We start from the raw sequence: 26860 nt of genomic DNA, 5'->3' as shown, positions 1-26860 counted from the left end.
CTCCGCGTCAGTCCGACCTGATGATTGTTGCGGGCACGCTGACCAACAAGATGGCCCCGGCGCTGCGCAAGGTCTATGACCAGATGCCCGAGCCGCGCTACGTCATCTCCATGGGCAGCTGCGCCAATGGCGGCGGATATTATCACTATTCCTACTCGGTGGTGCGCGGATGTGACCGCGTGGTGCCGGTCGATATCTACGTTCCCGGCTGCCCGCCGACTGCCGAAGCACTGCTGTATGGCGTGCTGCTGTTGCAAAAGAAGATCCGGCGCACCGGAACCATCGAGCGATAAGGCCAATCAATGGAAGACGCTCTTTCTGAACTCGGCGAGTACATTGCGCTCAAGCTGGGCGAGGCACTCGATGGGTACAATGTCGCCTATGGCGAGTTGACGCTCGAGGCAAAGCCCGACGCGATCCTCAATGTCATGCGCACCCTGCGCGACGACCCGCGTTGCCAGTTCATTTCCATCATTGATGTGTGTGGCGTGGACTATCCCGAGCGCGCCCAGCGTTTCGATGTGGTCTATCATCTGCTCAGCCCTCAGCAGAATGTCCGTATTCGCGTACGGGTCATGACGGACGAAGTAACGCCAGTTCCTTCAATTACCGGCGTTTTTCCTGGTGCGGACTGGTTCGAGCGCGAAGCCTACGACCTTTATGGCATCCTGTTCTCCGGGCACCACGATCTGCGCCGCATTCTGACCGACTATGGCTTCGACGGCCATCCGCTGCGCAAGGATTTTCCGCTGACCGGCTTTGTCGAGGTCCGCTACGACGAGGAGCGCAAGCGCGTCGTCTATGAGCCCGTCAAGCTGGCGCAGGAATTTCGGGATTTCGATTACCTTTCGCCTTGGGAAGGCACCGATTACGTGCTGCCGGGCGACGAGAAGGCCAAGCAATGACCGAGCACGATGTTCGCACGTTCAACATTAACTTTGGCCCGCAGCATCCTGCGGCTCATGGTGTCTTGCGGCTCGTTCTCGAGCTTGATGGCGAAGTGGTCGAGCGCGTCGATCCGCATGTGGGGCTGCTGCATCGCGGCACCGAAAAGCTGATCGAAGCCAAGACCTATCTGCAGGCGGTGCCCTATTTCGACCGCCTCGACTATGTCGCGCCGATGAACCAGGAGCACGCCTTTGCCCTGGCCATCGAAAAGCTTTTGGGAATCGAGGTGCCGTTCCGGGGGCAGCTTATTCGTGTGCTGTATTCCGAGATCGGGCGCATCCTCTCCCATATGCTCAATGTCACGACACAGGCGCTCGATGTTGGCGCGCTCACCCCGCCGCTCTGGGGATTCGAGCAGCGCGAACAGCTCATGGTTTTCTATGAGCGCGCTTCGGGCTCGCGCATGCACGCCGCCTATGTGCGTCCCGGTGGCGTCCATCAGGATCTGCCGCAGGACTTGATCGACGATATCGCCAAATTCACCGAAACCTTCCCCAAGGCTCTCGAAGATCTCGATCAGCTTATTACCGGCAATCGCATCTTCAAGCAGCGCAACGTTGATATTGCTACTGTTACGCTCGAGGATGCCTGGGCATGGGGCTTTTCCGGTGTCATGGTCCGCGGCTCGGGTGCGGCATGGGATCTGCGCAAGAGCCAGCCCTACGAGTGCTACGACCAGCTCGAATTCGATATCCCAGTCGGCAAGAACGGTGACTGCTATGATCGCTACCTCATCCGGATGGAGGAGATGCGTCAGTCCAATTTGATCATGCGCCAGTGCATTGATCTGCTCAATTCACCCGAAGGGCAGGGGCCGGTCTCGACAATGGACGGCAAGGTTGTTCCGCCCAAACGCGGCGAGATGAAGCGCTCGATGGAAGCGCTAATCCACCACTTCAAGCTCTACACCGAAGGCTTCCGCGTGCCCGAGGGTGAAGTTTACGCGGCCGTCGAAGCGCCCAAGGGCGAGTTTGGCGTCTATCTGGTGTCCGATGGCACCAACAGGCCGTATCGCTGCAAGATTCGCGCGCCCGGGTTCGCGCATCTGCAAGCCATGGATTTTCTCTGTCGCGGGCACCTTCTGGCTGACGTTTCGGCCATTCTGGGTTCCCTCGACATCGTGTTCGGAGAGGTTGATCGCTAATGAGCGTGCGTCGCCTTGCAGAAGAAGCAGTCCAGCCCGAGAGTTTTTCCTTTTCCAGGGAAAATACGGCGTGGGCAAAAAAACGTATCGCCATGTATCCGGCCGGACGCCAGCAGTCAGCAGTCATTCCGCTGCTCATGCGCGCCCAGGAACAGGATGGCTGGGTGTCGCGCGCGACGATCGAATCGGTCGCGCAAATGCTCGACATGCCCTATATTCGTGTCTTGGAAGTCGCGACGTTTTACACCCAGTTCCAGCTTCAACCGGTTGGCACCCGCGCTCATATCCAGGTGTGCGGCACCACCCCGTGCATGCTGCGTGGCGCCGAAGATATTCGCGCCGTTTGCCAAAAACACATTCACGCCGAGCCGCATCATCTCAACGATGATGGAACCATGAGCTGGGAAGAGGTGGAATGTGCAGGCGCTTGCGTCAATGCACCGATGGTTACAATCGGTTTCGATACCTATGAAGATCTGACGCCCGAGCGCTTTGAGGAAATCCTGATCGCTTTCCGTGATGGCGACGGCGACAAGGTGCCGACCGGCCCGCAAAACGGCCGCAAGTTCTCAGCGCCGCTGGACGGACAGATAACCCTGCTCGAAGATCCCGCCAAGGCTCCGCCGCATCAGGATAGGGGCCACCTTGAAGCTGAGGCTAAGGCGACAAAGCCTGGCCGCAAGCAAAAGATCGACGAGGAAGCCGCACCCGCCATCAAGGGCCCGTCGGGGGCTGGCAAGGTCTCGGAGGCCGACGCGGAAACGGCCGAGAGGAAAGCTGCCGGACCGGCCAGGCGCAAACCGGATCAGGCCGCCCGCAAGGGCGCGACCGGCGCTGAATCGCCCGCCGTCGAAAAAACGGCCAGCGAAACCGGCGAGAAGACCAAGACCACGAGCCGCGCTGGCAAAAGGCAGGAGGCGGTTGCGACATCGGCTGGAACGACGCCTGACAGCGCTCCGCTGTTCGAGCGTCCCGCAGGCGCTGCAGATGACCTCAAGCTCATTTCCGGCGTCGGCCCGGTGATCGAGCGCAAGCTCAACGATCTGGGTATCACCCAATATGCCCAGGTGGCCGCATTCACAGACGCCGAAGTCGAGCGGGTTGATGCGGTGCTCAACTTCAAGGGTCGCGTTGCCCGGGACAACTGGAAAGGTCAGGCAAAGGCGCTGGCCGACGGTGGCGTTGACGAATATGTCCGCGTCTTCGGCAAGAAGCCGCGCTAGGGGATTTGATCGATGCTCACGGATCAGGATCGCATTTTCACAAATCTCTACGGTCAGGAAGACTGGGGTCTCGAAGGCGCTCGTCGTCGCGGCTCGTGGAGTGGAACCAAGGAATTGCTCGACCAGGGCCGCGACTGGCTGACCAACGAGGTCAAGGCCTCCGGCCTCCGTGGCCGTGGTGGTGCGGGCTTTTCGACGGGCCTGAAATGGTCGTTCATGCCCAAGGTCAATGACGGTCGCCCTCATTATCTGGTCGTCAATGCCGACGAATCCGAGCCGGGCACTTGCAAGGACCGCGAAATTCTGCGCCACGATCCGCATCATCTGGTCGAGGGTTGTCTGATCGCCGGGCGCGCCATGGACGCCCACGCCGCCTACATCTATGTGCGCGGCGAGTTCATGCGCGAGCGTCAGCGGCTCGAAGCTGCTGTGAAGCAGGCCTACGACGCCAGGCTCATCGGCAAGAACAACATTCATGGCTGGGACTTCGACATCATCGTCCATCACGGGGCCGGTGCTTATATTTGCGGTGAGGAAACCGCGCTGCTTGAATCCCTCGAAGGCAAGAAGGGCCAGCCGCGCCTGAAGCCACCTTTCCCCGCCGGTATGGGCCTTTATGGGTGTCCGACCACCGTCAATAACGTCGAGTCCATCGCCGTCGTCCCTGAAATCCTGCGCCGTGGCGCCGCATGGTTCGCCGGTTTGGGACGTGAGAACAACACCGGCACCAAGCTCTTCTGCGTCTCCGGGCACGTCAACAATCCGGCGACCTTCGAAGAAGAGATGGGTACGCCGTTCGACGTGCTGATCGAAAAGCATTGCGGCGGCATCCGTGGCGGCTGGGACAATCTGCTGGCTGTCATCCCCGGCGGCTCTTCGGTCCCTTGTGTGCCCGGCGAAAAAATTCGCTCAGCCCATATGGATTTCGACGGCCTGCGCGAAGTCGGTTCCTCGCTCGGCACTGCTGCCGTGATCGTCATGGACAAGTCCACCGACATCATCAAGGCCATCTGGCGCCTTTCCGCCTTCTACAAGCATGAAAGCTGCGGCCAGTGCACGCCGTGCCGTGAAGGCACGGGTTGGATGATGCGGGTGATGGAGCGCATGGTGCGTGGCGAAGCGCAAAAGCGCGAGATCGACATGCTGTTCGCCGTCACCAAGCAGGTCGAGGGCCACACCATCTGCGCTCTGGGCGATGCCGCGGCTTGGCCGATCCAGGGCCTGATCCGCAATTTCCGTCCCGTGATTGAAGCGCGGATCGACGCATACACCTACAAGTCCACCACCGATGGCGCGGTGCCTTCGGTTGCGGCGGAGTAAGAACGAATGGCGCAAATCAAGGTCGATGGCGAACTGATCGAGGTTCCCGATCACTTCACACTGATGCAGGCTGCCGAGGCAGCTGGCGCGGAAATCCCGCGCTTCTGCTATCATGAGCGTCTGTCGGTGGCAGGCAATTGCCGCATGTGCCTCGTGGAAGTGAAAGGCGGACCGCCCAAACCCCAGGCAAGCTGCGCCATGAGCGTGCGCGACCTGCGCCCCGGCCCGAACGGCGAGGCGCCTGAAATGTTCACCAACACGCCGATGGTCAAAAAGGCCCGCGAAGGCGTGATGGAGTTCCTGCTCATCAACCACCCCCTCGATTGCCCGATCTGCGACCAGGGCGGCGAGTGCGATCTGCAGGATCAGGCCATGGCCTATGGCGTGGATACGTCCCGCTACTGGGAAAACAAGCGCGCCGTCGAAAACAAGCATATCGGCCCGCTGGTCAAGACCATCATGAACCGGTGCATTCACTGTACCCGCTGCGTGCGCTTCACCACCGAAGTCGCCGGCGTTTCGGAGCTGGGTCTGATCGGCCGTGGCGAGGATGCCGAGATCACCTCGTACCTCGAACAGTCGATGACCTCCGAGCTGCAGGGCAACGTCATCGACCTTTGCCCGGTCGGCGCGTTGACCTCGAAGCCCTATGCTTTCCAGGCCCGTCCCTGGGAACTCAACAAGACCGAATCCATCGACGTCATGGATGCCGTCGGTTCCAACATTCGCGTCGATTCTCGCGGCGGTGAAGTCATGCGTGTCCTGCCGCGCATCCATGAAGGCATCAACGAAGAGTGGATTTCCGACAAGACCCGCTTCATCTGGGATGGTCTGCGCACCCAGCGCCTCGATCGCCCCTATGTGCGCAAGAGCAAGAAGCTGCGGGCCGTCTCGTGGAATGAGGCATTCGCCGCGGTCGCCGCTCTGGTCAAGACTGCCGAACCGGGCCGTATCGGCGCAATCGCGGGCGATCTGGCCGGTGTCGAGGAAATGTATGCCCTCAAGAACCTTATGGGCTTGCTGGGCTCGTCAAATATTGACGCTCGCCCTGCCGGTTCGGCGCTGGATCCCAAAAAGGGCAGGGGGTCGTATATCTTCAACCCCACGATTGCCGGCATCGAGCAGGCCGACGCGATTCTTATCATTGGCGCCAACCCGCGCCGTGAGGCTGCCGTGCTCAACGCCCGCATCCGAAAGGCATGGCGCGCCGGCGGTGTGGAAATCGGCGTGATCGGCGAAGCGGCCGATCTGACTTACGATTATACGCATCTCGGCGCAGGGATCGACTCATTGGCCGACCTGGCTTCGGGCAAGGGCAGCTTCGCAAAGATGCTCAAAAAGGCCCAGCGCCCGATTGTGATCGTGGGTGAGGGTGCGGTCACGGGGGCGTCGGCAAAGAACGTTGTCGGCTTTGCCACTGAAATCGCCAAAACGGCTGGCGCCTTGACCGCAGACTGGAACGGCTTTGCCGTCCTCCATACGGCGGCTTCGCGCGTCGGTGCCCTCGATATCGGACTTGTTCCGGGACGGGGCGGTCTCGATACCGCCGGCATGCTCAAGGCCGCCGGCGCGGGAAAGCTTGACGTTCTGTTTGTTCTTGGCGCTGACGAAATCGACATGTCGGGTCTTGGCGAAACCAAGGTGGTATACATCGGAACGCACGGCGACGCGGGCGCTCACCGGGCCGATGTCATCCTGCCCGCCGCGACCTACACCGAAAAATCAGCAACCTACGTGAACACCGAGGGCCGTGTTCAGATGACGGCCCGTGCGGTCTTCGCGCCCGGTGAGGCCAAGGAAGACTGGGCAATTCTGCGCGCCCTCTCGGCGGTTCTCGGCCAGCCGCTGCCGTTTGACTCGCTTTCGGGTCTTCGTGCGCGGCTTTATGGGGAATATCCTCACCTTGCTCAGCTCGATGCCATTGCGCCGGGCAGTGCTTCCGATGTATCCGCTCTGGCAGATACTGCAGCCCCGAAGTCGACATACGCTCTGATCTCTCCGGTCGGCGACTTCTACCTCACCAACCCCATAGCGCGTGCATCTGCCGTAATGGCCGAATGTTCGCAGCTTATGTCGGGTCTGAAACAGGCCGCGGAGTAAGGCAGCGATATGGACTGGATTGTATACGCGCTCGACTATCTTCTCGGTGCCCCGATCCTCGGGCTCGGCACCATGGTCGGGTTTGTCTGGAAGGCGCTGTTACTTCTGGTGACCCTTTTGGTGTTCACAGCGTATGTCCTGCTCGCAGACCGCAAGATCTGGGCCGCTGTTCAGATTCGCCGTGGTCCCAACGTGGTCGGCGCTTTCGGCTTGTTCCAGAGCTTTGCCGATCTCCTCAAATTCGTCTTCAAGGAGCCGGTCATTCCGGCCGGCGCCGACAAGGCGGTCTTCCTTCTCGCGCCGCTCGTAAGCGTCCTTCTCGCGCTTTCGGCCTGGGCCGTGGTGCCGGTTGCTGAGGGCTGGGCGCTCGCCGACATAAATATCGGCATCCTCTACATCTTCGCGATATCGTCTCTGGGTGTCTATGGCGTCATCATGGGCGGGTGGGCGTCGAATTCGAAATATCCGTTCCTCGGTGCCCTCCGTTCCGCTGCTCAAATGGTGTCTTATGAGGTTTCCATCGGCTTTGTGATCGTGACGGTCCTGTTGTGTGTCGGCTCGCTCAATCTGACTCATATCGTGATGGCGCAGCAGGCCGGTGGCCTGGCCCATGTGCTCGGCGTGCCGTGGCTGACCTTCCTGAACTGGTTCTGGCTGCCGCTGTTCCCGATGTTCGTCATCTTCTTTATTTCCGCACTCGCCGAAACCAACCGCCCGCCCTTCGATCTTCCCGAAGCCGAATCCGAGCTTGTTGCCGGCTTCATGGTGGAATATGGCTCGACCCCGTACATGATGTTCATGTTGGGCGAATACGTGTCCATCATCCTCATGTGCGCGCTCACCACCATTCTGTTCCTGGGGGGCTGGACGGCGCCGATCGATCTGCCGCCCTTCACCTGGATCCCGGGCGTCGTGTGGTTCGTGCTAAAGCTCTCGCTGGTCTTTTTCATGTTTGCCATGGTCAAGGCCTTCGTCCCTCGTTACCGCTATGACCAGTTGATGCGTCTGGGCTGGAAGGTGTTTCTGCCGATCTCGCTGGTCATGATCGTTGTCGTTGCCTTCGTTCTTCAGCTCACGGGCTGGGGCTGGCACGGCGGCATGGCATAAGGAGAGAACCACAAATGAAAGCCTTGCGGTTTCTCGACGCTCTGCTGCTCAGGGAGTTCGTATCGACGTTCTTTCTGGCGATGCGCTATTTCTTTGCGCCCAAGCCGACCATCAACTACCCGTTCGAAAAGGGCGCGGTCTCGCCGCGCTTCCGTGGGGAGCATGCTCTGCGCCGTTATCCCAATGGCGAAGAACGCTGCATTGCCTGCAAGCTGTGCGAAGCGATCTGCCCGGCCCAGGCCATCACCATTGAAGCAGGCCCGCGTCAGAACGACGGCACCCGCCGCACGGTTCGCTACGACATCGATATGGTCAAATGCATCTATTGCGGTTTCTGCCAGGAAGCCTGCCCGGTCGATGCCATCGTTGAAGGCCCCAATTTCGAATTTGCAACCGAGACGCGCGAGGAGCTTTACTTCTCCAAGGATCGTCTCCTGGCCAATGGCGACCGTTGGGAGCGTGAACTCGCTGCTAACATCGCCCTTGATGCACCGTACCGTTAGGAGCGACAGGTGACCTTGCCGCTGTTTTTCTTCTACCTGTTCTCGACCATCGTCGTTGCTTCGGCGATCATGGTGATTTCTTCGCGAAATCCCGTGCATTCGGTGCTGTTTCTCATTCTTGCCTTCGTCAATGCGGCGGGCATTTTCATGCTGGCCGGGGCCGAGTTTCTGGCGCTGATCCTGATCGTGGTCTATGTCGGCGCAGTTGCGGTGCTGTTCCTATTCGTCGTCATGATGCTCGATGTGGATTTCGGCGAGTTACGGCGCGGTATTCTCCAGTATGCGCCCATCGGTATCGTGGTCGGCATCATCCTGCTGCTTGAGTTGCTGTTGGTCGCCGGCTCTGCCTATCTGGCTCCGGACGCAGCAACTGGTGGCGTGCTCCCGATCGATGGGGGAGTGGAAAACACACGCGCCCTCGGGCGGGTGCTCTACACGAACTACATTTACCTCTTCCAGGCGTGCGGCCTCGTGCTTCTGGTGGCCATGATCGGAGCGATCGTTCTGACCCTGCGCCACAAGCCGAACGTCAAGCGCCAGGATATTTCCGCGCAGGTCGCGCGGACCAAGGCGACGGGCGTCGAAATCGTCAAGGTCGAGAGCGGAAAAGGGCTATAGGGGGATTATGATGACACCGGCAGTCGGGCTCGGTCACTTCCTGACCGTAGCAGCCATTCTGTTCACCATTGGCGTGTTCGGGATTTTTCTCAATCGCAAGAACATCATCATCATCTTGATGTCGGTGGAGCTGATCCTGCTTGCGGTCAACATCAACTTCGTCGCTTTTTCATCCCATCTGGGCGATCTGGTGGGACAGGTGTTCGCACTGCTGATCCTGACCGTCGCCGCAGCCGAGGCCGCCATCGGCCTTGCGATTCTCGTGATCTTCTTCCGCAATCGGGGCTCGATCGCGGTCGATGACGTCAACATGATGAAGGGCTAGGGCGGCCATGATCCAGGCAATTGTATTCCTGCCGCTGATCGGCGCGCTGGTCGCTGGGCTTTTTGGCCGCGCCATCGGGCACAAGCCCGCGGAAATCATCACAACATCGCTTCTGATGGGCGCCGCTGCACTCTCGTGGATCGTCTTCCTGCCGTTCTTTCTGGGCGACGGCGAGGCCTATAAGGTTACTGTAATGACCTGGATTCACTCAGGCGATCTTCAGATCGATTGGGTGCTCCGCGTCGATACGCTGACGGCCATCATGCTGGTTGTTGTCAACACAGTCTCTTCGCTCGTTCACCTCTATTCCATCGGCTACATGCACGAAGATCCGCATCGTGCGCGCTTCTTTGCCTATCTCTCGCTTTTCACCTTCGCCATGCTCATGCTGGTGACCGCCGATAACTTCGTCCAGATGTTCTTCGGCTGGGAAGGCGTGGGCCTGGCTTCCTACCTGCTGATCGGCTTCTGGTACCAAAAGGAATCCGCACGCGCTGCCGCCGTCAAAGCCTTCGTCGTCAACCGCGTCGGTGACTTCGGTTTCGCGCTCGGTATTTTCGGCACCTTCTTTCTCATCGGCACGCTTGGTTTCGATGAAACCTTCGCGGTCCTTCCCGGTGTCGCAGACGCCACGATGCCGTTCCTGTGGTGGGATGCCCACGCGATGACGGTCATCTGCCTGCTGCTGTTTATGGGCGCCATGGGCAAGTCGGCCCAGTTCCTGCTCCACACATGGCTGCCCGACGCCATGGAAGGCCCAACGCCGGTTTCCGCACTGATCCACGCTGCGACCATGGTGACCGCCGGCGTGTTCATGGTCGCGCGGCTCTCGCCAATGTTCGAAATGAGCGAAGCGGCGACCCTGTTCATCATCTATATCGGAGCCATAACCGCCTTCTGCGCGGCAACCATCGGCCTGGTTCAGAACGACATAAAGCGCGTCATTGCCTATTCCACGATGTCCCAGCTGGGTTATATGTTCGTGGCCCTCGGGGTAGGAGCCTATTCAGCGGGCATATTCCACCTGTTCACCCACGCCTTCTTCAAGGCGCTGCTGTTCCTTGGCGCTGGCTCGGTCATCCACGCGATGCATCACGAACAGGACATGCGCAATATGGGCGGCATCGCCCGCAAGATTCCGATCACCTATGCCATGATGCTCATCGGTACGCTTGCCCTGACCGGTGTCGGCATTCCGGGGACCTCGTTCGGCTTTGCCGGGTTCTTCTCCAAGGACGCGATTATCGAGGCTTCTTATGCCTTTGGTGGCACCGCCGGATCATTTGCGTTCTGGCTTCTGGTCATCGCCGCCCTGTTCACCAGCTTTTATTCCTGGCGCTTGGTGCACCTCACCTTCCACGGCCCGACGCGTGCCGATCACCATACGTTCGATCATGCTCACGAGAGCCCGAACGTCATGCTGATCCCTCTCTACGTTCTTGCCATTGGTGCAGTGCTCGCGGGCGTGGTGTTTTACGACGCCTTCTTCGGACATGCCGAACACATCGCGCACTTCTTCCATGGCGCGATCGTCGTGGATGAGCACATTATCGAGGAAGCGCACGGCGTTCCAACCTGGGTAAAGTGGTCAGCAACCGTGGCCATGCTGATCGGGTTCGTCACCGCCTGGTACATGTATATCCGCAACCCGTCCGCCCCCAAGCAGCTCGCTGCCGAACAGCCGCTGCTCTACAAGTTCCTGCTCAACAAATGGTACTTCGACGAGCTCTATGACGCCATCTTCGTGCGACCGGCCCGCTGGATTGGCACTGCGCTCTGGAAAGGGTTCGATGACTGGCTCGTCGATCAGACCCTGGTAGAAGGCCTCGGCCGCCGGGTCCGGCAAGTAACCGGCTACGTTACGCGCCTGCAGTCAGGCTACCTCTATCACTATGCCTTCGCCATGCTCATCGGCGTTGCAGCCCTTATCACTTGGGCCATCGCCGCCGGGGGACTTCTGGGATGATCCTTGAAAACAACATCCTGACCATCGTTACGTTTCTGCCGCTGGTTGGGGCCTTCTTCATTCTGCTGACCCCTGGGGGCGACCCCGTCGCTCAGCTCAACATCAAGCGCATCGCGCTTGCCACGACCGTCGTGACCTTCATTTTCACGCTGGTCATGTGGGGCATGTTCGATCCCGATACGGCGGATTTCCAGTTCGTCCAGAACCATCCATGGCTCGGCGATGTCATCGGCTATCGCATGGGCGTGGATGGCATCTCGGTGCTGTTTATCGTGCTGACCGGGCTGTTGATGCCCATGTGCATCCTTGCGAGCTGGGATTCGATCACCTTCCGCATCCGTGAATACATGGTGCTGTTCCTGGTCCTCGAAATGCTGATGATCGGCGTTTTCGCGACGCTCGATCTGGCCATGTTCTACGTGTTCTTCGAAGGCACGCTGGTTCCGATGTTCCTCATCATCGGCATCTGGGGCGGCAAGAGGCGTATCCAGGCGTCCTACAAGTTCTTCTTTTACACGTTCATAGGCTCGGTGCTGATGCTGCTGGCCATCATGGCCATGTACTGGCAGGCAGGAACGCTCGATATCGCGCGTCTGCTCGATTACGATTTCCCCGAGAACGTTCAGTATTGGCTCTGGCTTGCATTCTTTGCCTCGTTGGCGGTAAAGATGCCCATGTGGCCGTTCCACCGCTGGTTACCCGAGGCGCACGTCGAAGCGCCCACGGCCGGATCGGTGATCCTTGCGGCAATCCTGCTCAAGCTTGGCGGCTATGGCTTCTTGCGCTTCTCGCTGCCCATGTTCCCCGATGCGTCGCTGTATTTCTCGAACTTCGTGTTCTTCCTTTCCGTCGCCGCGATCATCATCACTTCGCTGGTGGCGCTGGTTCAAACCGACATCAAAAAACTGATCGCCTATTCTTCGGTCGCGCATATGGGCTTCGTGACGATGGGCATTTTCGCCGGGAATGTTTACGGCGTTCAGGGCGCGATCTTCCAGATGATCTCGCACGGCATCGTATCGGGCGCGCTCTTTCTGTCGGTCGGCGTTATCTATGACCGCATGCACACCCGTGACGTCAATGCTTATGGCGGGCTCGTCGAACGCATGCCCAAATACGCGTTCGCGTTCATGGTTTTCACAATGGCCAATGTCGGCCTGCCCGGCACTTCGGGCTTTGTCGGCGAGTTCCTGACGTTGCTGGCCATCTTCCAGGTCAACACCTGGTTTGCAGTATTTGCCACCACCGGTGTTATCCTGTCGGCGTGCTATGCCCTTTGGCTCTATCGCAAGATCATCTGGGGTGCGCTCGAGAAGGAAAGTCTCAAATCCATTCTCGATCTCAATGCCCGCGAAATGGTGACGATTGTTCCGCTGATCATCCTCACCATTCTCTTTGGTTTCTACCCGGCGCCCCTGATGGATGCGATGGCCACTTCGGTGGGCGCGCTTGTCGATCAGTATCAGGCTGCCGTCGGCATCGAACCGATGTCTGCGCTCGTCGATGTGACGGTGCCTGCGGCCGATGTCGCGGCGCCTGCCGCTACGGCCCATTAGGAGGTGAATGTGGTGTCTGAATTTGCCGGTTTCGCCTCTCTGGCGCCCGCCTATCCCGAAATGCTGCTCGCCGTTGGCGCGCTGGTTTTGCTGCTTGTTGGCGTATTCGCGAAGAAGGAAATAGCGACTGGTATCACCGGTATTGCCATCGGTCTTCTGGTCGCCATTGCCGTGATGGTTTCGTTCCTTCCCTCGGAAGGCGTGATCTTTTCTGGCGGCTTCATCAATGACGGCTTTGCCCGCTTCATGAAGGTTCTCATACTTGCTGGGTCGGCTTTCGCTCTGGTCCTCTCGGTGTCCAGTGCCATCGAAAATGGCCTCAACAAGTTCGAATATCCGGTCCTTATCGTTCTTGCCACATTGGGCATGATGATGATGGTGTCGGCCAACGATCTGATGAGCCTGTATGTCGGCCTCGAATTGCAGTCGCTCGCGCTGTACGTTCTCGCAGCTTTCAAGCGCGACAGTGGCAAGGCAACTGAAGCGGGTCTGAAATACTTCGTTCTCGGTGCTCTGTCGTCGGGGATGCTCCTTTACGGTGCCTCTCTGGTTTATGGCTTCACCGGGCACACACAGCTCGACCAGATCGCCGAAGCCGTGGCGCTTGGCGAGCGGACACCCGGCATCATCTTCGGCCTGGTCTTTCTGCTCGCTGGCATTGCCTTCAAGATTTCCGCAGTCCCGTTTCACATGTGGACGCCGGACGTTTATGAAGGTGCACCGACCCCCGTAACCGCCTTTTTCGCATCCGCACCCAAGGTGGCTGCGATGGCTCTGCTTATTCGGGTCGTGTTCGATGCGTTCGAACCCATCGCCAGCGATTGGCAGCAGGTCGTGATCTTCCTTTCAATTGCCTCCATGGTATTGGCCTCGTTTGCGGCCATCGGCCAGAACAACCTCAAACGGCTGCTGGCCTATTCGTCCATCGGCCATGTCGGCTTCGCTTTGGTCGGTCTTTCTGCGGGCAACATCATCGGCGTGGAAGGTGTCGCCATCTATATGGCCGTTTATATCACCATGACCATTGGCACCTTCGCCTGCGTGCTCGCGCTCAAAAACGACGACGGCTACGTGGAAACAATAGATGATCTGGCGGGTCTGGCCAAATCCCGTCCATTCGTCGCCGCAATACTGGCGTTGTTCATGTTTTCCTTAGTCGGCCTGCCGCCACTTGCCGGATTCTTTGCCAAATGGCAGGTGTTTCTTGCGGCCATCGAAGCCCAGCTTTTCGTTCTCGCGGTGATTGGCATGCTGGCCAGCGCGGTGAGCGCATTTTACTATCTGCGCATCATCAAGGTCATGTATTTCGACGAACCCACCCAGTCCTATGCGGTGCCAGCCATCGAGTTGCGCGTCGTGATGGCACTCACGGGTTTTTTGGTGCTCAGCTACTTTTTCACGGTAGGGGCGCCTCTGACGGCCATCGCCCATGGCGCCGCCAACTCCCTTTTTTAGAGCAGGACCGGGTGGTCGCCTTTCCTCTTCCTGAAAGCGCTGTTAGGGCTGGTTATCGAGTAATCGGCTTTGACAGCGTGGGTTCGACCAACGCCGAAGCCATGAACGCTGCAATGTCGGGCGATGCGGGAAAAACGTGGTTCGCAGCCCTGCAGCAGACCGAGGGCAGAGGCCGTCGTGGTCGGGCATGGGAAAGCCCCCATGGCAATCTTGCAGCTTCGCTGATGATGGTGCCTGATGCCCCAGCTGCAGGCCTTGCCGGCCTGGGCTTCGTCGCCGGAGTGGCGCTCAACGCCGCTCTGGCGCGTTTGATTCCCGCGGCTGCAATTCGGGGCGGGATCGATGGTGCAGACGGCACCGCCGGCGGGGGGCGAGCACGCATAGCATTGAAATGGCCAAACGATGTGCTCGCCGACGGTGCCAAGCTCGCCGGTATCCTGCTTGAGGCGCAGAAGCGCCCCGACGGACGCACGGCGATCGTTATCGGCATCGGCGTCAACGTGGTCGCAGCGCCGGAAGGTTTGCCGTATCCGGCCACCTCTCTGGCGACGCTGGGAGCGCCCTTTGATGCCCCCTCGGTCTTTGAGGCACTGGCCGAAAGCTGGGTCGAGTGTTACGAGATCTGGAACAACGGAGCCGGTACCAGCCGGATCATCAACCGCTGGCGCCAAAGCGCTGCGGGGATCGGTGCTGAAGTTGCCGTTCAGCGCGGTGATGGTGTGCTGCGCGGCATTTTCGAAACAATTGATGATGCGGGCCATCTGATTGTCCGCGACGACGAGGGACATCGTATCGCGATAGCGGCGGGCGACGTCCATTTTGGAACCACGGCAACGCTACGCTGAGAGGGCGATTGCCACCAATTTTTGAAAGGGCGTGACCGCAATCCGGTCGCGCGATGGCCTATGGCAAATAAACAGTCCGGACAGGACGAAATGGTCTTCCTGCCCCTTGGTGGCGTTGGCGAGATCGGTATGAACATGGGGCTTTACGGTTTCGGCCCGGCAGACAACCGCAAATGGCTGGTGGTCGATTGCGGCGTCAGCTTCGGCGGTCCGGAACTCCCGGGCATCGAACTGGTCATGCCCGATCCCTCGTTTCTCGAAGAAGAGAGCGACAACGTTGTCGGTCTTGTGCTCACCCACGCTCATGAAGACCACTACGGCGCCATCCTTGATATCTGGCCAGCCTTCGACAAGCCCGTTTTCGCCGGCCGCTTCGGTGCCGCCATGCTCAAGGCAAAGCGGATATCGAACAACATCGAGGACGATGTCGAAGTCCAGATATTTACCCCCGGTGTCCCTTTTCAGGTTGGCCCCTTCAAGGTCGAACCCATCGAGGTTTCCCATTCGATCCCCGAATCCAACGCCTTGCTCATCGAAACGCCGGCCGGCCGTGTGATCCATACCGGGGACTGGAAGATCGATCCTTCCCCGATCGGCACCGCACCCACCAACATCAAGCGCTTCAAGGAAATCGGTTCGGACGGCAAGCCAGTGGCCCTGATCTGCGATTCCACCAATGCGATGAAAGAGGGCGATAGTCCCTCGGAGACCGAGGTCGGTGTCAATCTCGAGCGTTTGATCGCGACAGCAAAGAATCGCGTCGCCGTTACCATCTTTGCGTCCAATCTCGGTCGCATGATCTCTATCGCGCGCGCAGCCGCCAAGGCCGACCGCCAGGTCGTGGCGGCGGGCCGGGCCGTGCATCGCATTGCCGGAATTGCCCGCGAACTGGGCTTGATGGAAGGCGTGCCTGATTTTCTTGATCAGGACGCCTATGGCTACCTGCCGCGCGACAAGGTCGTTTTGATCGCCACCGGCAGTCAGGGCGAATCCCGCGCCGCGATGGCCCGCATCGCCGATGGCTCGCATCCGGTAATCGATCTGTCGCCCGGCGATATGGCGATCTTTTCCTCCTGGGCCATTCCAGGCAACGAAAAGGCCGTGCAGGACATCCAGAACAAACTCGTCGACAAGGGTGTCCAGATCGTCACCGGCCGCGACGAAATGATACATGTGTCTGGCCACCCGAGGCGGCACGAGTTGGCCCAGCTCTACGATTGGCTCAAGCCCGACATCCTCATTCCGGTCCATGGTGAGCCGATGCATCTTGAAGCCCACGCAGCCTTCGGGCGTGAAAAGGGCATCAAGACCGTCCTGTCGATCCGCAATGGCGACATGGTTCAGCTCTTTCCCTCCACCAAGCACCACCGCGGCGAAGTGCGCACCGGCATTCTCTATCTCGACGGCAATCTTCTGTGTACGCCCGAGGAATCGAATGTGCGCGACCGCCGTCGGCTGGCTTTTGGCGGCGTCGCAATCGTCAGTCTGGTGGTCAATGGGCGGGGGCAGATCGTCTCAGGTCCAGAATTCGATCTGGACGGACTTCCTGATCTGGCGGACGATGATGATCCGCTCAGCGCTGTCGCCCAGTCGGCGGCACGGGGGGCGATCAAGAGTTTCCCCGAAAAGCGCCGCTCCGATACCGGGCGCTTTGCCGAAGCGATCCGCCGTGCCGTGCGGTCCGAGCTGAATGCTGCTTGGGGGCGCAAGCCCATCGTCAAGGTGTTCGTTCATAAGGTATAGCTTAGATAATGCAGCCCTTTACCTATATAGCGATCTATTTTGTAATCTGGTGGACCGTGCTTTTTGCCGTCCTGCCTTTCGGGGTGCGTGGCCAGCACGAAGACGGGGAGGTGACAGACGGCACCGACCCGGGAGCGCCTATCAAGGCCAATCTCTGGCAAAAGGCGCTTGCCACCACCCTGATCTCGGCCGTCCTGACCGTGCTGATCTTCTGGGGCATGTCCAATCCATGGCTACAGGAATACTGGAGCTGAACAGCCCCGTTGGCCAGCTTTTCAGTTCATCCGGAACAAAAAAATGCAGGGCTAAGGCCCTGCATCTGATTAAAGTTTCGCGACAATCCACTGGTCTTACAGCGCACAGATCGGGCGGCCAGTGCTCCTCCCTTGACGTTGTCAGCGTCGGCGGGTTGTACCCACCTCTCTTTATATGGCGCGGACCCTACCAAGGACAAATTGTCGCGACAAGTACAAACTTGGAGATTTGTGCGGCAATGACAAAAAACCGACAGGAAACTCGTTGAACGCTCATGGACTTGCCTTTTGACCGTTCCTTGCGCTTGATTGCGCAGCCCGGTATTGAGCCCTTGAGTCGGTTCCCGGCAAATCGGAGTTCTCATGCGCCTGTCCCGCTATTTCCTGCCCGTTCTCAAAGAGACGCCCAAAGAGGCGGAAATCATTTCTCATCGCCTCATGCTGCGCGCCGGCATGATTTCCCAGCAGGGCGCCGGCATGTATGCTTGGCTGCCGCTGGGCTACAAGGTGCTGCGCAAGATTCAGCAGATCATCGAGGAAGAGCAGAATCGGGCAGGGGCTGTCGAACTCCTGATGCCGACTTTGCAATCCGCGGATCTGTGGCGCGAATCCGGGCGCTATGAGGATTACGGCAAGGAAATGCTGCGCATGCAGGACCGCCATGAGCGCGACATGCTCTACGGTCCGACCAATGAGGAGATGATTACCGACATCTTCCGTTCCTATGTGCGGTCCTACAAGGATTTGCCGCTCAATCTCTACCACATTCAGTGGAAGTTCCGCGACGAGATCCGCCCGCGTTTTGGCACCATGCGCTCCCGCGAATTCCTGATGAAGGATGCCTATTCCTTCGACCTCGACAAGGATGAGGCCGTCAAGGCCTACAACCGCATGTTTGTTGCCTACCTGCGCACCTATTGGCGCATGGGGTTGACGGCAATCCCGATGCGCGCCGAAACCGGCCCCATCGGTGGCGACCTTTCCCACGAGTTCATCGTGCTGGCCGATACGGGCGAGAGTGGCGTGTTCTGCCATGCCGATATGCTCGAAAAGCCGATCCCGCCTGCCGACACAGACTTTATGGGCGACCTATCCGGCATCGTCGCCGACTGGACGTCGCTTTATGCGGCCACCGAAGACATGCACGATGAAGCCGATTTCGCCGCAAAAGTGCCCGAGGACAGGCGCATAGCAGCGCGGGGCATCGAAGTGGGTCAGGTCTTTTACTTCGGCACCAAATATTCCGAGCCCATGGGCGCCACCGTAACGGGCTCCGACGGCAAAGACGTCGCCGTCCATATGGGCTCTTACGGAATCGGTCTAACGCGGATCATTCCGGCTATTATCGAAGCCAGCCACGACGAAAACGGTATCATCTGGCCGGTCTCGGTCGCGCCCTTTGAGGTTACCCTCATCAACCTCAAATCCGGCGATGCCGAATGTGATGCCGCAAACGAAAAGCTCTACAGCCAGCTTCACGCGGCGGGCATAGACGCGCTCTATGACGACCGCTCCACGGGCGCTGGCCAGAAGTTCGCCACCTCCGACCTCATCGGCATTCCCTTCCAACTCATCGTCGGCCCGCGCGGTCTGGCCTCGGGTGAGGTGGAAATCAAGCACCGCAAATCCGGCGAACGCGAAACCATTGGCATCGAGGATGCCGTTTCTCGCCTGAAAGCGCTCATCGAGCCTGAACGCAGGGACAACGCTTGACCTCCGCCGACGCCGCCCGGCAGCAAAAGGGAACGCGCCCGTTTTCACGGTTTGAGTGGATGGTGTCCGGCCGCTACCTGCGGGCACGCCGCAGCGATGCGTTCATTTCCGTCATCGCCGCCCTGACCATGATCGGCATCGCCATCGGCGTTGCCACCCTGATCGTTGTCATGAGCGTTATGAACGGGTTCCGTGACGAGCTTCTGTCCAAGATCCTTGGGCTGAATGGCCACTTTACCGCCTTTCCCATCGAAGAAACGTTCGACGATTACGAGGCGGTCCGTGACCGTCTCGAAGGAGTCGATGGCGTGGTTTCCGCAGTGGCATTTGTCGAGGGCCAGGCGCTGGTCACCGGTACATATAATTCCACGGGCGCCAATGTGCGCGGCATGACACTCGCCGATATCGAGAAGCTCCCCTTGCTCTATTCGAGCGCCCTGGCCGGCGGCTGGGAGGATTGGGACGATCTTGAGGGCGTAGCCATCGGCAGCCGCATGGCGTCCCAGCTCGGTGTGACGGTGGGCGATACCATAACCATCGTTACCCCCAATGGCCCGCGCACCCCGCTCGGCTCAACCCCGCAGATCCGATCCTATCCCGTGAACGTCGTTTTCGATGTTGGCATGGTGGAATTCGATTCTCTGTTCATTTTCATGCCCATCCGGGCAGCTCAGAACTATTTCCGTCTCTATGAGGACCGGTTGCGCGAAGGTATGGAAGAGCCCGACATCATGGCCAGTGACGAGGAAATCGACGCGGCCTATGAGCGGATTTACACGGCGACGGCGGTCGAGGTCTTCCTTAACGATCCGGACGCCACCTGGGACAGACAACTCGACCTCGAACAGGCCGCTGGTCGGCCGATGGTTTTCACCGATTGGCAGCGGCGCAACGCCACCTTCTTTTCGGCCTTGCAGGTCGAGCGCGTGGTGATGTTCACAATTCTTTCGATGATCGTTTTGGTCGCGGCCTTCAATATCATCTCCAGCCTCGTGATGCTGGTGAAGGACAAGGGCGCTGATATCGCGGTGTTGCGCACCATGGGTGCCACACGTTCCTCGATCATGCGCATTTTCTGCATAACCGGAACTGCCATTGGCTTTATCGGGACGTTTGCCGGCTTCCTGCTTGGCTTGGTCCTGGCCCTCAACGCCGAATCCATCAGGGCTTGGGTGTCCAGTGTCATTGGCGTGGCGCTGTTTCCGCCCGAGGTCTTTATGCTCTCTCAACTCCCCTCGCGGGTTGATGCGCTTGAAGTGACTGTAGTGCTCGTCATGGCACTGGGGCTGTCTTTCCTCGCTACGCTTTATCCCGCCTGGCGCGCGGCCCAGTACGATCCCGTGGAGGCGCTACGCTATGAGTGACGTGCTTCTCGAACTCAAGGATGTCCGCCAGACCTATGGTGATGGGGAAGGGGCCGTCCACGTCCTCAACGGCGCCGATCTGACCGTCAATCGCGGTGAGATCGTCGCGCTCATCGCTCCATCGGGCGCGGGCAAGTCGACCTTGCTCCACATCTGCGGCCTGCTCGAGCGTCCGACAGCTGGTGACGTCGATATTGACGGCGAACGGACGGCCAAACTTGCCGACCGTCAGCGCACGCTGCTCCGCCGTCATCTCATTGGTTATGTGTATCAGTTCCACCACCTGCTTCCCGAATTCAGCGCGCTCGAAAACGTCACAATGCCGCAATTGATTGCCGGTGAGAGCCAACGCGAGGGTGATCAGCGATCGAAGGCGCTGCTTGACGCCATGGGAATCGGTCATCGCACCACGCATCGGCCGGCCGAACTTTCGGGCGGGGAGCAACAGCGTGTCGCCATCGCCCGCGCCGCCGCCAACCGGCCAAGCCTCATTCTCGCCGACGAACCTACAGGCAATCTCGACCCTGTGACATCCGACACCGTGTTCTCGGCGCTCGCCGAACTGATCCGCCAGCAAAATGCCGGCTGCATCATTGCCACACACAATCACGATCTCGCCCGTAAGGCCGACCGCATCGTGACTATCGTCGAAGGCCGCATCCAGCCCACGACTTTGTAAGCTCTGGTCCGTCTGGTTCTGCCGACACATCAAGAGCCGAGCCGGGACCAGCGGCCGACACTCGTCCATGCGCGTTCGATAGATATTGCGCTGGGTTCCGGGTGGAGGGGAAGCGCTGGCTTGTCCCATCTTCAACGTCACCTTGGAGTATTTCCCCAAGGGCCAGCTGCCTTGCGCCGAAGCGGGTTCTCACCAATCCGCACTGACGCCGTGTGATCCCTCATTACGAGAACCTGGTACCCCAATTGACTGGAAAGACTTTTTTAACCAGCGCGGTCGTCGACCTGTGAACTCCGTGGACAAGAACAAATCAAGAATATATAAGAACAAAACATAAACACTGTGCAACGGAGGTTTCCATGCTCGATTTCGTCAAGGACTTCATGGCTCTGGTTTCGCTTACAGCCTTTGGTGGCGTTACGCTGCTCTATCTCGATATGATGCCCTATCTCGTCTGATTCCCGGCTGTGCATAAGCTGCTGGTGAGGTGGCATCGCACGGCTCGGAATGGCACAAAGACAATCCAGCATCTTCGGTTAGCTCACATGTCCGGTCCCGGTTTCGTCCATCTTCACGTCCATTCGGCCTTCTCGCTGCTTGAGGGAGCATTGCCGCTTGGCACGATACTGGATTTGGCCAAGGCTGACGGACAGCCCGCCATCGGTATTGCCGACACCAACAATCTGTTCGGCGCGCTGGAGTTTTCCGAGAAGGCATCGGGCAAGGGTATCCAGCCGATCATTGGTTGCGAATTGGCGCTCGATTTTGGCGCCGACACCGAAAAGCCATCAGACCGTGTCAATCTGGGCAAAGGGTCCGTAGTTCTGATCGCCGCCGATGCAGGAGGATTTTCCATCCTCTCCGAGCTCGTTTCGAGAGCATATCAGGAGGGGGTCGACGGGCGTACCGCCATCCACATTGACTGGCTGGTCGATAACGCGCTGGGCCTGCTCTGTCTTACAGGTGGGCCCGAAGGAGCCATCGACCCCTATCTCGCCGCAGGGCTTGACGTTCAGGCCGAGGCGCGGCTGGCGGTTCTTCATCGGGTGTTCGGCGATCGGCTCTATGTCGAAATCCAGCGCCATGACCGCGCGCTGGAAAATGCCGTCGAGCCGCGCCTGATCGAACTGGCATATACGCTCGGCCTGCCGCTCGTTGCGACCAACGAGCCTTATTATCCCAAGCCGGATGACTACGATTCCCACGATGCGCTGCTGGCCATCGCCGCGGGCTCCGTTGTCGCGCAGACCGAGCGCCGGCGCCTGTCGGACCAGCATTATTTCAAGTCGCGCGAGGAAATGATCGCGTTGTTTTCCGATCTGCCCGAAGCGTTGGAAAACACGGTCGAGATTGCACAACGCTGCAGCTATCGCCCACGCACTCACGATCCCATTCTGCCCAAATTCGCTGCTGCGGACGGAGTGGGGGAAGAGGAGGCGGTCGCCGCCGAAGGAGAGGAACTGGCGCGCCAGGCGCGTGAGGGACTCAAGATGCGTTTGGCCGATTATGGCCACGCCCCCGAGCGAACCACCCAGGAATATGAGGAGCGGTTGGAATTCGAGATCAAGGTGATCCGGGACATGAAGTTTCCCGGCTATTTCCTTATCGTTGCCGACTTTATTAAATGGGCCAAAGCCCACAATATTCCCGTCGGCCCGGGCCGTGGGTCGGGTGCGGGCTCACTGGTGGCCTATGCGCTCACCATCACGGACCTCGATCCGCTGCGCTACAATCTGCTGTTCGAGCGCTTCCTCAATCCCGAACGCGTGTCGATGCCCGACTTTGACATCGACTTCTGCCAGGAACGCCGTGAAGAGGTCATTCGCTACGTTCAGGACAAATACGGCTACGAGCAGGTCGCCCAGATCATCACCTTCGGAACGCTCCAGCCACGCGCCGCGCTGCGCGACGTCGGCCGCGTGCTTCAGATGCCCTACGGCCAGGTCGACCGCATCTGCAAGCTGGTCCCCAACAATCCAGCCAACCCCGTGACCTTGGCGCAAGCGATAAACGACGAGCCGCGCCTGCAGATGATGCGCGACGAGGATGAGACTGTCGCCGAACTCCTGCGCATCGCCGGAAAGCTCGAGGGCCTGTTCCGCCACGCCTCGACCCACGCCGCAGGCATCGTGATTGGTGACCGCCCGCTGCAAAAGCTGCTCCCGCTCTACCGTGATCCGCGCTCGGATATGCCGGTTACCCAGTACAATCTGAAATGGGTCGAACCGGCAGGTCTTGTGAAGTTCGACTTCCTCGGCCTCAAGACACTGACCACGATCCGCTATGCCGTTGAAATGGTAAAGGAAACTGGCGTCGACCTCGATATCGATGCCATCCCGCTCGAGGATGCGCCCACTTATAAGCTCTACGCCGATGGCGATACCTACGGCATCTTCCAGTTTGAAAGTCCGGGCATGCGGCGTTCTCTGGTCGAGCTCAAGCCTGACCGCATCGAAGATCTGATCGCGATGAATGCGCTCTACCGGCCCGGTCCGATGGACAATATCCCGAGCTTCATTCATCGCAAGCACGGGCACGAGGAGGTGGAATACCCCCACGAAACACTCGCCGCGGTACTCGATGAGACTTACGGCATCATTGTCTATCAGGAACAGGTGATGCAGATCGCCCAGCTCTTGGCTGGCTACTCCTTGGGTGAGGCCGACGTGCTGCGCCGCGCGATGGGCAAGAAGATCAAGGCCGAAATGGACAAGCAGCGCGTCCGCTTCCAGGAAGGCGCAATCCGCAACGGCATCAAGAAGGGCCAGGCCGACACCATCTTCGACCTGCTCGCCAAGTTCGCCAATTACGGCTTCAACAAGAGCCATGCCGCAGCGTACGCCTGGGTATCCTACCAGACGGCCTATCTGAAGACCCATTACCCGGAACAATTCTACGCGGCGTCCATGACGCTCGACATGGCCCAGACAGACAAGCTGTCCGATTTCCGCCGTGAGGCTCAGAAAAAAGGTATTGAAGTCGTCCCGCCTTGCATCAACCGGTCCGAGGTCAATTTCTCGGTGCGCGATGGCCGCATTTTTTATTCGCTGTGCGCCGTTAAGGGTGTGGGCCGGAACGTTGCCGAACATATTGTCGAGATTCGTGGTGACCGCCCGTTCGGCGATCTCGCCGATTTCGCCTCCCGCATCGATCCGAAGGTCATCAATAAGCGGACCTTGGAAACGCTCATAAATGCCGGCGCTTTCGACATGCTCAACAAGCGCCGCGAGCAACTGGTCGAAGTCATTGATACCATAGTGAACACCGCCCAGCGCGAAACCAGCGGTCGCGCAGATGGCATCGTGGATATGTTTGCGTCCAGCCAGCCCCAGGCCATTACGCCCCCCGAACATGTCGCGCCCTGGAGCCTCACCGAACGTCTGGCGCGCGAACACGCTGCCATAGGCTTCTATCTCTCCGCCCATCCTCTCGATGACTACACCGAGCTGTTCGAGAAACTCCGCGTTCAGCAATGGTCAAGCTTCGAGCGCGCCGCGAGAAATGGCGCCGTTGCCGGGCGTCTGGCCGGAACGCTGATCTCGCGCCAAGACCGCCGCACCCGCAAGGGTTCGACGATGGCGATCATGATGTTTTCCGATCCCAGCGGGTCATTCGAATGCATAGCATTTTCCGAGCAGATCAGTGATTTCGGCCGTTGGCTCGAACCTGGCAAGTCGATAGTGCTGGAGGTCGGCGCCGATTCCCGGCCCGACGGTGTTCGGCTCCGACTCATCAATTGCGAGCCGATAGATGCCTCGGTCGAAAAGCTCGGTCGCCGCATGACGATCTTTGCCGGCAACGAGCGATGCCTTGGGCCGATCAAATCCCAGCTCCAGCCGGGTGGGGAGGGGGTTGTCAGCCTCGTGCTGGTCCGCGACGGGGGTGAACGCGAGTACGAAATTGAGCTGCCCGGTCAGTTTCGCCTCACGCCACAACTGGCCGGCGGGCTCAAAGCCGTTACCGGTGTGGTTGATGTGCGCTTGAACTAGCCTGTAACGCTTGCCATATGGGCGGGGCTGCTATATAGCCCGCAGCGTCAAATCCACATGCAAAGGCGGGCCTGTGCTTTAAACAGGTCCATCCGGTGGCGGGTCTCCGCCTCTTTTCCTTTGCAGAGGCATAACCGGTTAAGGAGTATACCAGATGGCATTGCCAGATTTTTCCATGCGTCAACTGCTTGAGGCCGGCGTTCACTTCGGCCACCAGAAGCACCGCTGGAACCCGAAGATGGAACGCTATATTTTCGGCGTTCGCAACGACATTCACATTCTCGATCTCAGCCAGACCGTTCCGGCGCTCTATCGTGCTCTCCAGCTCATCAGCGACACCGTTGCCGATGGCGGTCGTGTGCTGTTCGTCGGCACCAAGCGCCAGGCTGCCCCGCTTGTTGCGGAAGCCGCGCGCCAGAGCGCGCAGTATTATGTCAACTCTCGTTGGCTCGGTGGCATGCTGACCAACTGGCAGACCATTTCGAACTCGATTGCGCGTCTGCGTGAGCTCGAATCGCTCCAGGCGGAAGGCGCAACGGGCCTGACCAAGCGTGAGCGTCTGCAGCGCAGCCGCGAACAGGAGCGCCTCGAGCGCGACCTTGGTGGCATCAAGGACATGGGCAACATTCCCAATCTGATGTTCGTCATCGACACCAACAAGGAAGCCAACGCGATCAAGGAAGCCCGCCGTCTGGGTATCCCGGTCGTTGCTATCGTCGACACCAATTGCGACCCTGACATCGTCGATTACGCGATCCCAGGCAATGACGACGCGGCGCGCGCCCTTGAACTTTACCTGTCGCTGGTTTCCAAGGCCGCAATCGATGGTATCGCCCGCTCGTCTTCGTCGATGGGCCGCGATATCGGTGCTTCCGAGGAAGTGCTCGAAGAGCCGGCCCTTGAAGCCGAGCCTGCTGCCGAACAGCCGGCTGAAGGTGAAACCGCGCAGGCATAATCGCCCGCGCGTCATCTCCCCGACACGCATTTATTATTATCCGTGCCCATGATCCCGCGCCGCCCGGCGCGGGAATTGGGGCAGACAAAGAGGTATCGAGATGTCAATCAGTGCAGCAGATGTGAAACAGCTCCGCGAAATGACCGGCGTGGGCATGATGGACTGCAAGAAGGCGCTCACCGAGACCAATGGCGACATCGAGGCCGCAATCGATTGGCTGCGCTCGAAAGGCCTTGCCAAGGCTGCCAAGAAGGCAGATCGCATTGCCGCCGAAGGTCTTGTGGGTATTGCCGTTGAAGGCAACCGCGCCGCAATCGTCGAAATCAACTCTGAGACCGATTTCGTTGCCCGCAACGAACAGTTCCAGGGTATCGTCCGCAACGCCGCAAAGCTGGCGCTGGACGTCAACGGCGACGTCGACGCGCTGGCTGCCGCCCAGTTCCCCGGCACCGGCCGCACCGTGTCTGGAGAACTGACCGAAGCCATCGCCAAGATCGGCGAAAACATGACTCTGCGCCGCGCCGCGGTCATGGAAGTCGCTCAGGGCGCCATCGGCACCTATGTCCATTCCTCGATCTCGGATGGTCTGGGCCGCATCGGCGTCCTTGTCGGTCTGGAATCGGAAGGCGACAAGGACAAGCTCACAGCGCTGGGCCGCCAGATCGCCATGCACGTTGCGGCCACCAAGCCGCTGTCGCTGTCGTCCGATGATCTCGACCCAGAGGCCGTCGAGCGCGAGCGCGCCGTGTTCTCCGAACAGGCCCGTCAGTCCGGCAAGCCCGACAATATCATCGAAAAGATGGTCGAAGGCCGCATCCGTAAGTACTACGAAGAAGTGACCCTTCTGGCTCAGACATTCGTGATCGACGGTGAAAACACCGTTGAGCAGGCTGTCAAGAATGCCGAGGCCGATGTCGGTGCTCCGATCAAGGTCGCCGGCTACGTGCTCTTCGCCCTCGGCGAAGGCATTGAAAAGCAGGAATCGGACTTCGCAGCCGAGGTTGCCGCTGCTGCGGGCACCGCGTAACGTATCCGAAATTTTTTCGGATTCGT

Annotated in this window: 22 protein-coding genes; all 22 read left to right on the top strand. The window is 59.5% G+C overall.

Annotated features, from left to right (window positions below):
- Positions 1-293, top strand: a 293-nt coding sequence (gene nuoB / locus AACZ55_RS04605) for an NADH-quinone oxidoreductase subunit NuoB (protein WP_339643586.1), incomplete at its 5' end; no start/stop codon positions are given.
- Between the two features lie 9 nt (positions 294-302).
- Positions 303-905, top strand: coding sequence for an NADH-quinone oxidoreductase subunit C (locus AACZ55_RS04600; RefSeq protein ID WP_338606982.1), 603 nt, complete (start codon positions 303-305; stop codon positions 903-905).
- Positions 902-2092: an NADH-quinone oxidoreductase subunit D gene (locus tag AACZ55_RS04595; RefSeq protein ID WP_338606981.1), complete on the top strand. Its 1191-nt coding sequence runs from the start codon at positions 902-904 to the stop codon at positions 2090-2092. Before AACZ55_RS04600 ends, AACZ55_RS04595 begins: the two co-directional genes overlap by 4 nt.
- Positions 2092-3315 carry an NADH-quinone oxidoreductase subunit NuoE gene (nuoE, locus tag AACZ55_RS04590; RefSeq protein WP_339643583.1) on the top strand — a complete coding sequence of 408 codons (1224 nt, stop codon included), beginning with the start codon at positions 2092-2094 and terminating at the stop codon, positions 3313-3315. Before AACZ55_RS04595 ends, nuoE begins: the two co-directional genes overlap by 1 nt.
- 12 nt (positions 3316-3327) lie before the next feature.
- Entirely contained in the window at positions 3328-4635 is a 1308-nt protein-coding gene (nuoF, locus tag AACZ55_RS04585) for an NADH-quinone oxidoreductase subunit NuoF (RefSeq protein WP_339643581.1), read from the top strand.
- A 6-nt stretch (positions 4636-4641) separates the two neighbouring features.
- Positions 4642-6735, top strand: a complete 2094-nt coding sequence (nuoG, locus tag AACZ55_RS04580; protein ID WP_339643579.1) for an NADH-quinone oxidoreductase subunit NuoG — start codon at positions 4642-4644, stop codon at positions 6733-6735.
- A gap of 72 nt (positions 6736-6807) precedes the next feature.
- Complete coding sequence (nuoH, locus tag AACZ55_RS04575) at positions 6808-7842, top strand: NADH-quinone oxidoreductase subunit NuoH (protein ID WP_338610687.1); 1035 nt, start codon at positions 6808-6810, stop codon at positions 7840-7842.
- 14 nt (positions 7843-7856) lie between these two features.
- A complete protein-coding gene (nuoI, locus tag AACZ55_RS04570; RefSeq protein WP_338606977.1) occupies positions 7857-8345 on the top strand; it encodes an NADH-quinone oxidoreductase subunit NuoI in 489 nt (162 codons plus the stop codon).
- A 9-nt stretch (positions 8346-8354) separates the two neighbouring features.
- Positions 8355-8963 carry an NADH-quinone oxidoreductase subunit J gene (locus tag AACZ55_RS04565; protein ID WP_338606976.1) on the top strand — a complete coding sequence of 203 codons (609 nt, stop codon included), beginning with the start codon at positions 8355-8357 and terminating at the stop codon, positions 8961-8963.
- 10 nt (positions 8964-8973) lie between these two features.
- The gene (gene nuoK, locus AACZ55_RS04560; RefSeq protein WP_338610686.1) at positions 8974-9288 is read left to right on the top strand and encodes an NADH-quinone oxidoreductase subunit NuoK; all 315 of its coding nucleotides are present in this window, start codon (positions 8974-8976) and stop codon (positions 9286-9288) included.
- Between the two features lie 7 nt (positions 9289-9295).
- Positions 9296-11254, top strand: a complete 1959-nt coding sequence (nuoL, locus tag AACZ55_RS04555) for an NADH-quinone oxidoreductase subunit L (RefSeq protein WP_339643576.1) — start codon at positions 9296-9298, stop codon at positions 11252-11254.
- Positions 11254-12810, top strand: a complete 1557-nt coding sequence (locus AACZ55_RS04550) for an NADH-quinone oxidoreductase subunit M (protein ID WP_339643591.1) — start codon at positions 11254-11256, stop codon at positions 12808-12810. The genes nuoL and AACZ55_RS04550 overlap by 1 nt, the downstream gene beginning before the upstream one ends.
- Before the next feature lie 9 nt (positions 12811-12819).
- Positions 12820-14265 (top strand): NADH-quinone oxidoreductase subunit NuoN, encoded by a 1446-nt coding sequence (nuoN, locus tag AACZ55_RS04545; protein WP_339643574.1) that lies wholly within the window; start codon positions 12820-12822, stop codon positions 14263-14265.
- A gap of 77 nt (positions 14266-14342) precedes the next feature.
- Positions 14343-15110: a biotin--[acetyl-CoA-carboxylase] ligase gene (locus AACZ55_RS04540; RefSeq protein ID WP_338606974.1), complete on the top strand. Its 768-nt coding sequence runs from the start codon at positions 14343-14345 to the stop codon at positions 15108-15110.
- A gap of 60 nt (positions 15111-15170) precedes the next feature.
- Positions 15171-16853 (top strand): ribonuclease J, encoded by a 1683-nt coding sequence (locus AACZ55_RS04535; protein ID WP_338606973.1) that lies wholly within the window; start codon positions 15171-15173, stop codon positions 16851-16853.
- 8 nt (positions 16854-16861) lie between these two features.
- Entirely contained in the window at positions 16862-17107 is a 246-nt protein-coding gene (locus tag AACZ55_RS04530; RefSeq protein ID WP_338606972.1) for a DUF1467 family protein, read from the top strand.
- Between the two features lie 363 nt (positions 17108-17470).
- Complete coding sequence (gene proS / locus AACZ55_RS04525; RefSeq protein WP_339643568.1) at positions 17471-18820, top strand: proline--tRNA ligase; 1350 nt, start codon at positions 17471-17473, stop codon at positions 18818-18820.
- A gap of 59 nt (positions 18821-18879) precedes the next feature.
- The gene (locus AACZ55_RS04520; RefSeq protein ID WP_339643588.1) at positions 18880-20184 is read left to right on the top strand and encodes an ABC transporter permease; all 1305 of its coding nucleotides are present in this window, start codon (positions 18880-18882) and stop codon (positions 20182-20184) included.
- A complete protein-coding gene (locus AACZ55_RS04515; protein WP_339643565.1) occupies positions 20177-20863 on the top strand; it encodes an ABC transporter ATP-binding protein in 687 nt (228 codons plus the stop codon). Before AACZ55_RS04520 ends, AACZ55_RS04515 begins: the two co-directional genes overlap by 8 nt.
- A gap of 545 nt (positions 20864-21408) precedes the next feature.
- Positions 21409-24852, top strand: coding sequence for a DNA polymerase III subunit alpha (dnaE, locus tag AACZ55_RS04510; RefSeq protein WP_339643563.1), 3444 nt, complete (start codon positions 21409-21411; stop codon positions 24850-24852).
- Between the two features lie 154 nt (positions 24853-25006).
- Positions 25007-25807 carry a 30S ribosomal protein S2 gene (gene rpsB / locus AACZ55_RS04505; protein ID WP_264224311.1) on the top strand — a complete coding sequence of 267 codons (801 nt, stop codon included), beginning with the start codon at positions 25007-25009 and terminating at the stop codon, positions 25805-25807.
- Positions 25808-25907: 100 nt separating this feature from the next.
- Entirely contained in the window at positions 25908-26834 is a 927-nt protein-coding gene (gene tsf, locus AACZ55_RS04500) for a translation elongation factor Ts (RefSeq protein WP_338606968.1), read from the top strand.
- Positions 26835-26860 lie beyond the last annotated feature (26 nt).

This window comes from uncultured Pelagibacterium sp. (assembly GCF_963972885.1).
Classification (GTDB): Bacteria; Pseudomonadota; Alphaproteobacteria; order Rhizobiales; family Devosiaceae; genus Pelagibacterium; species Pelagibacterium nitratireducens.
The sequence above is the reverse complement of the archived record's forward strand: the minus strand, read 5'-3'. Positions and strand labels throughout refer to the sequence as shown.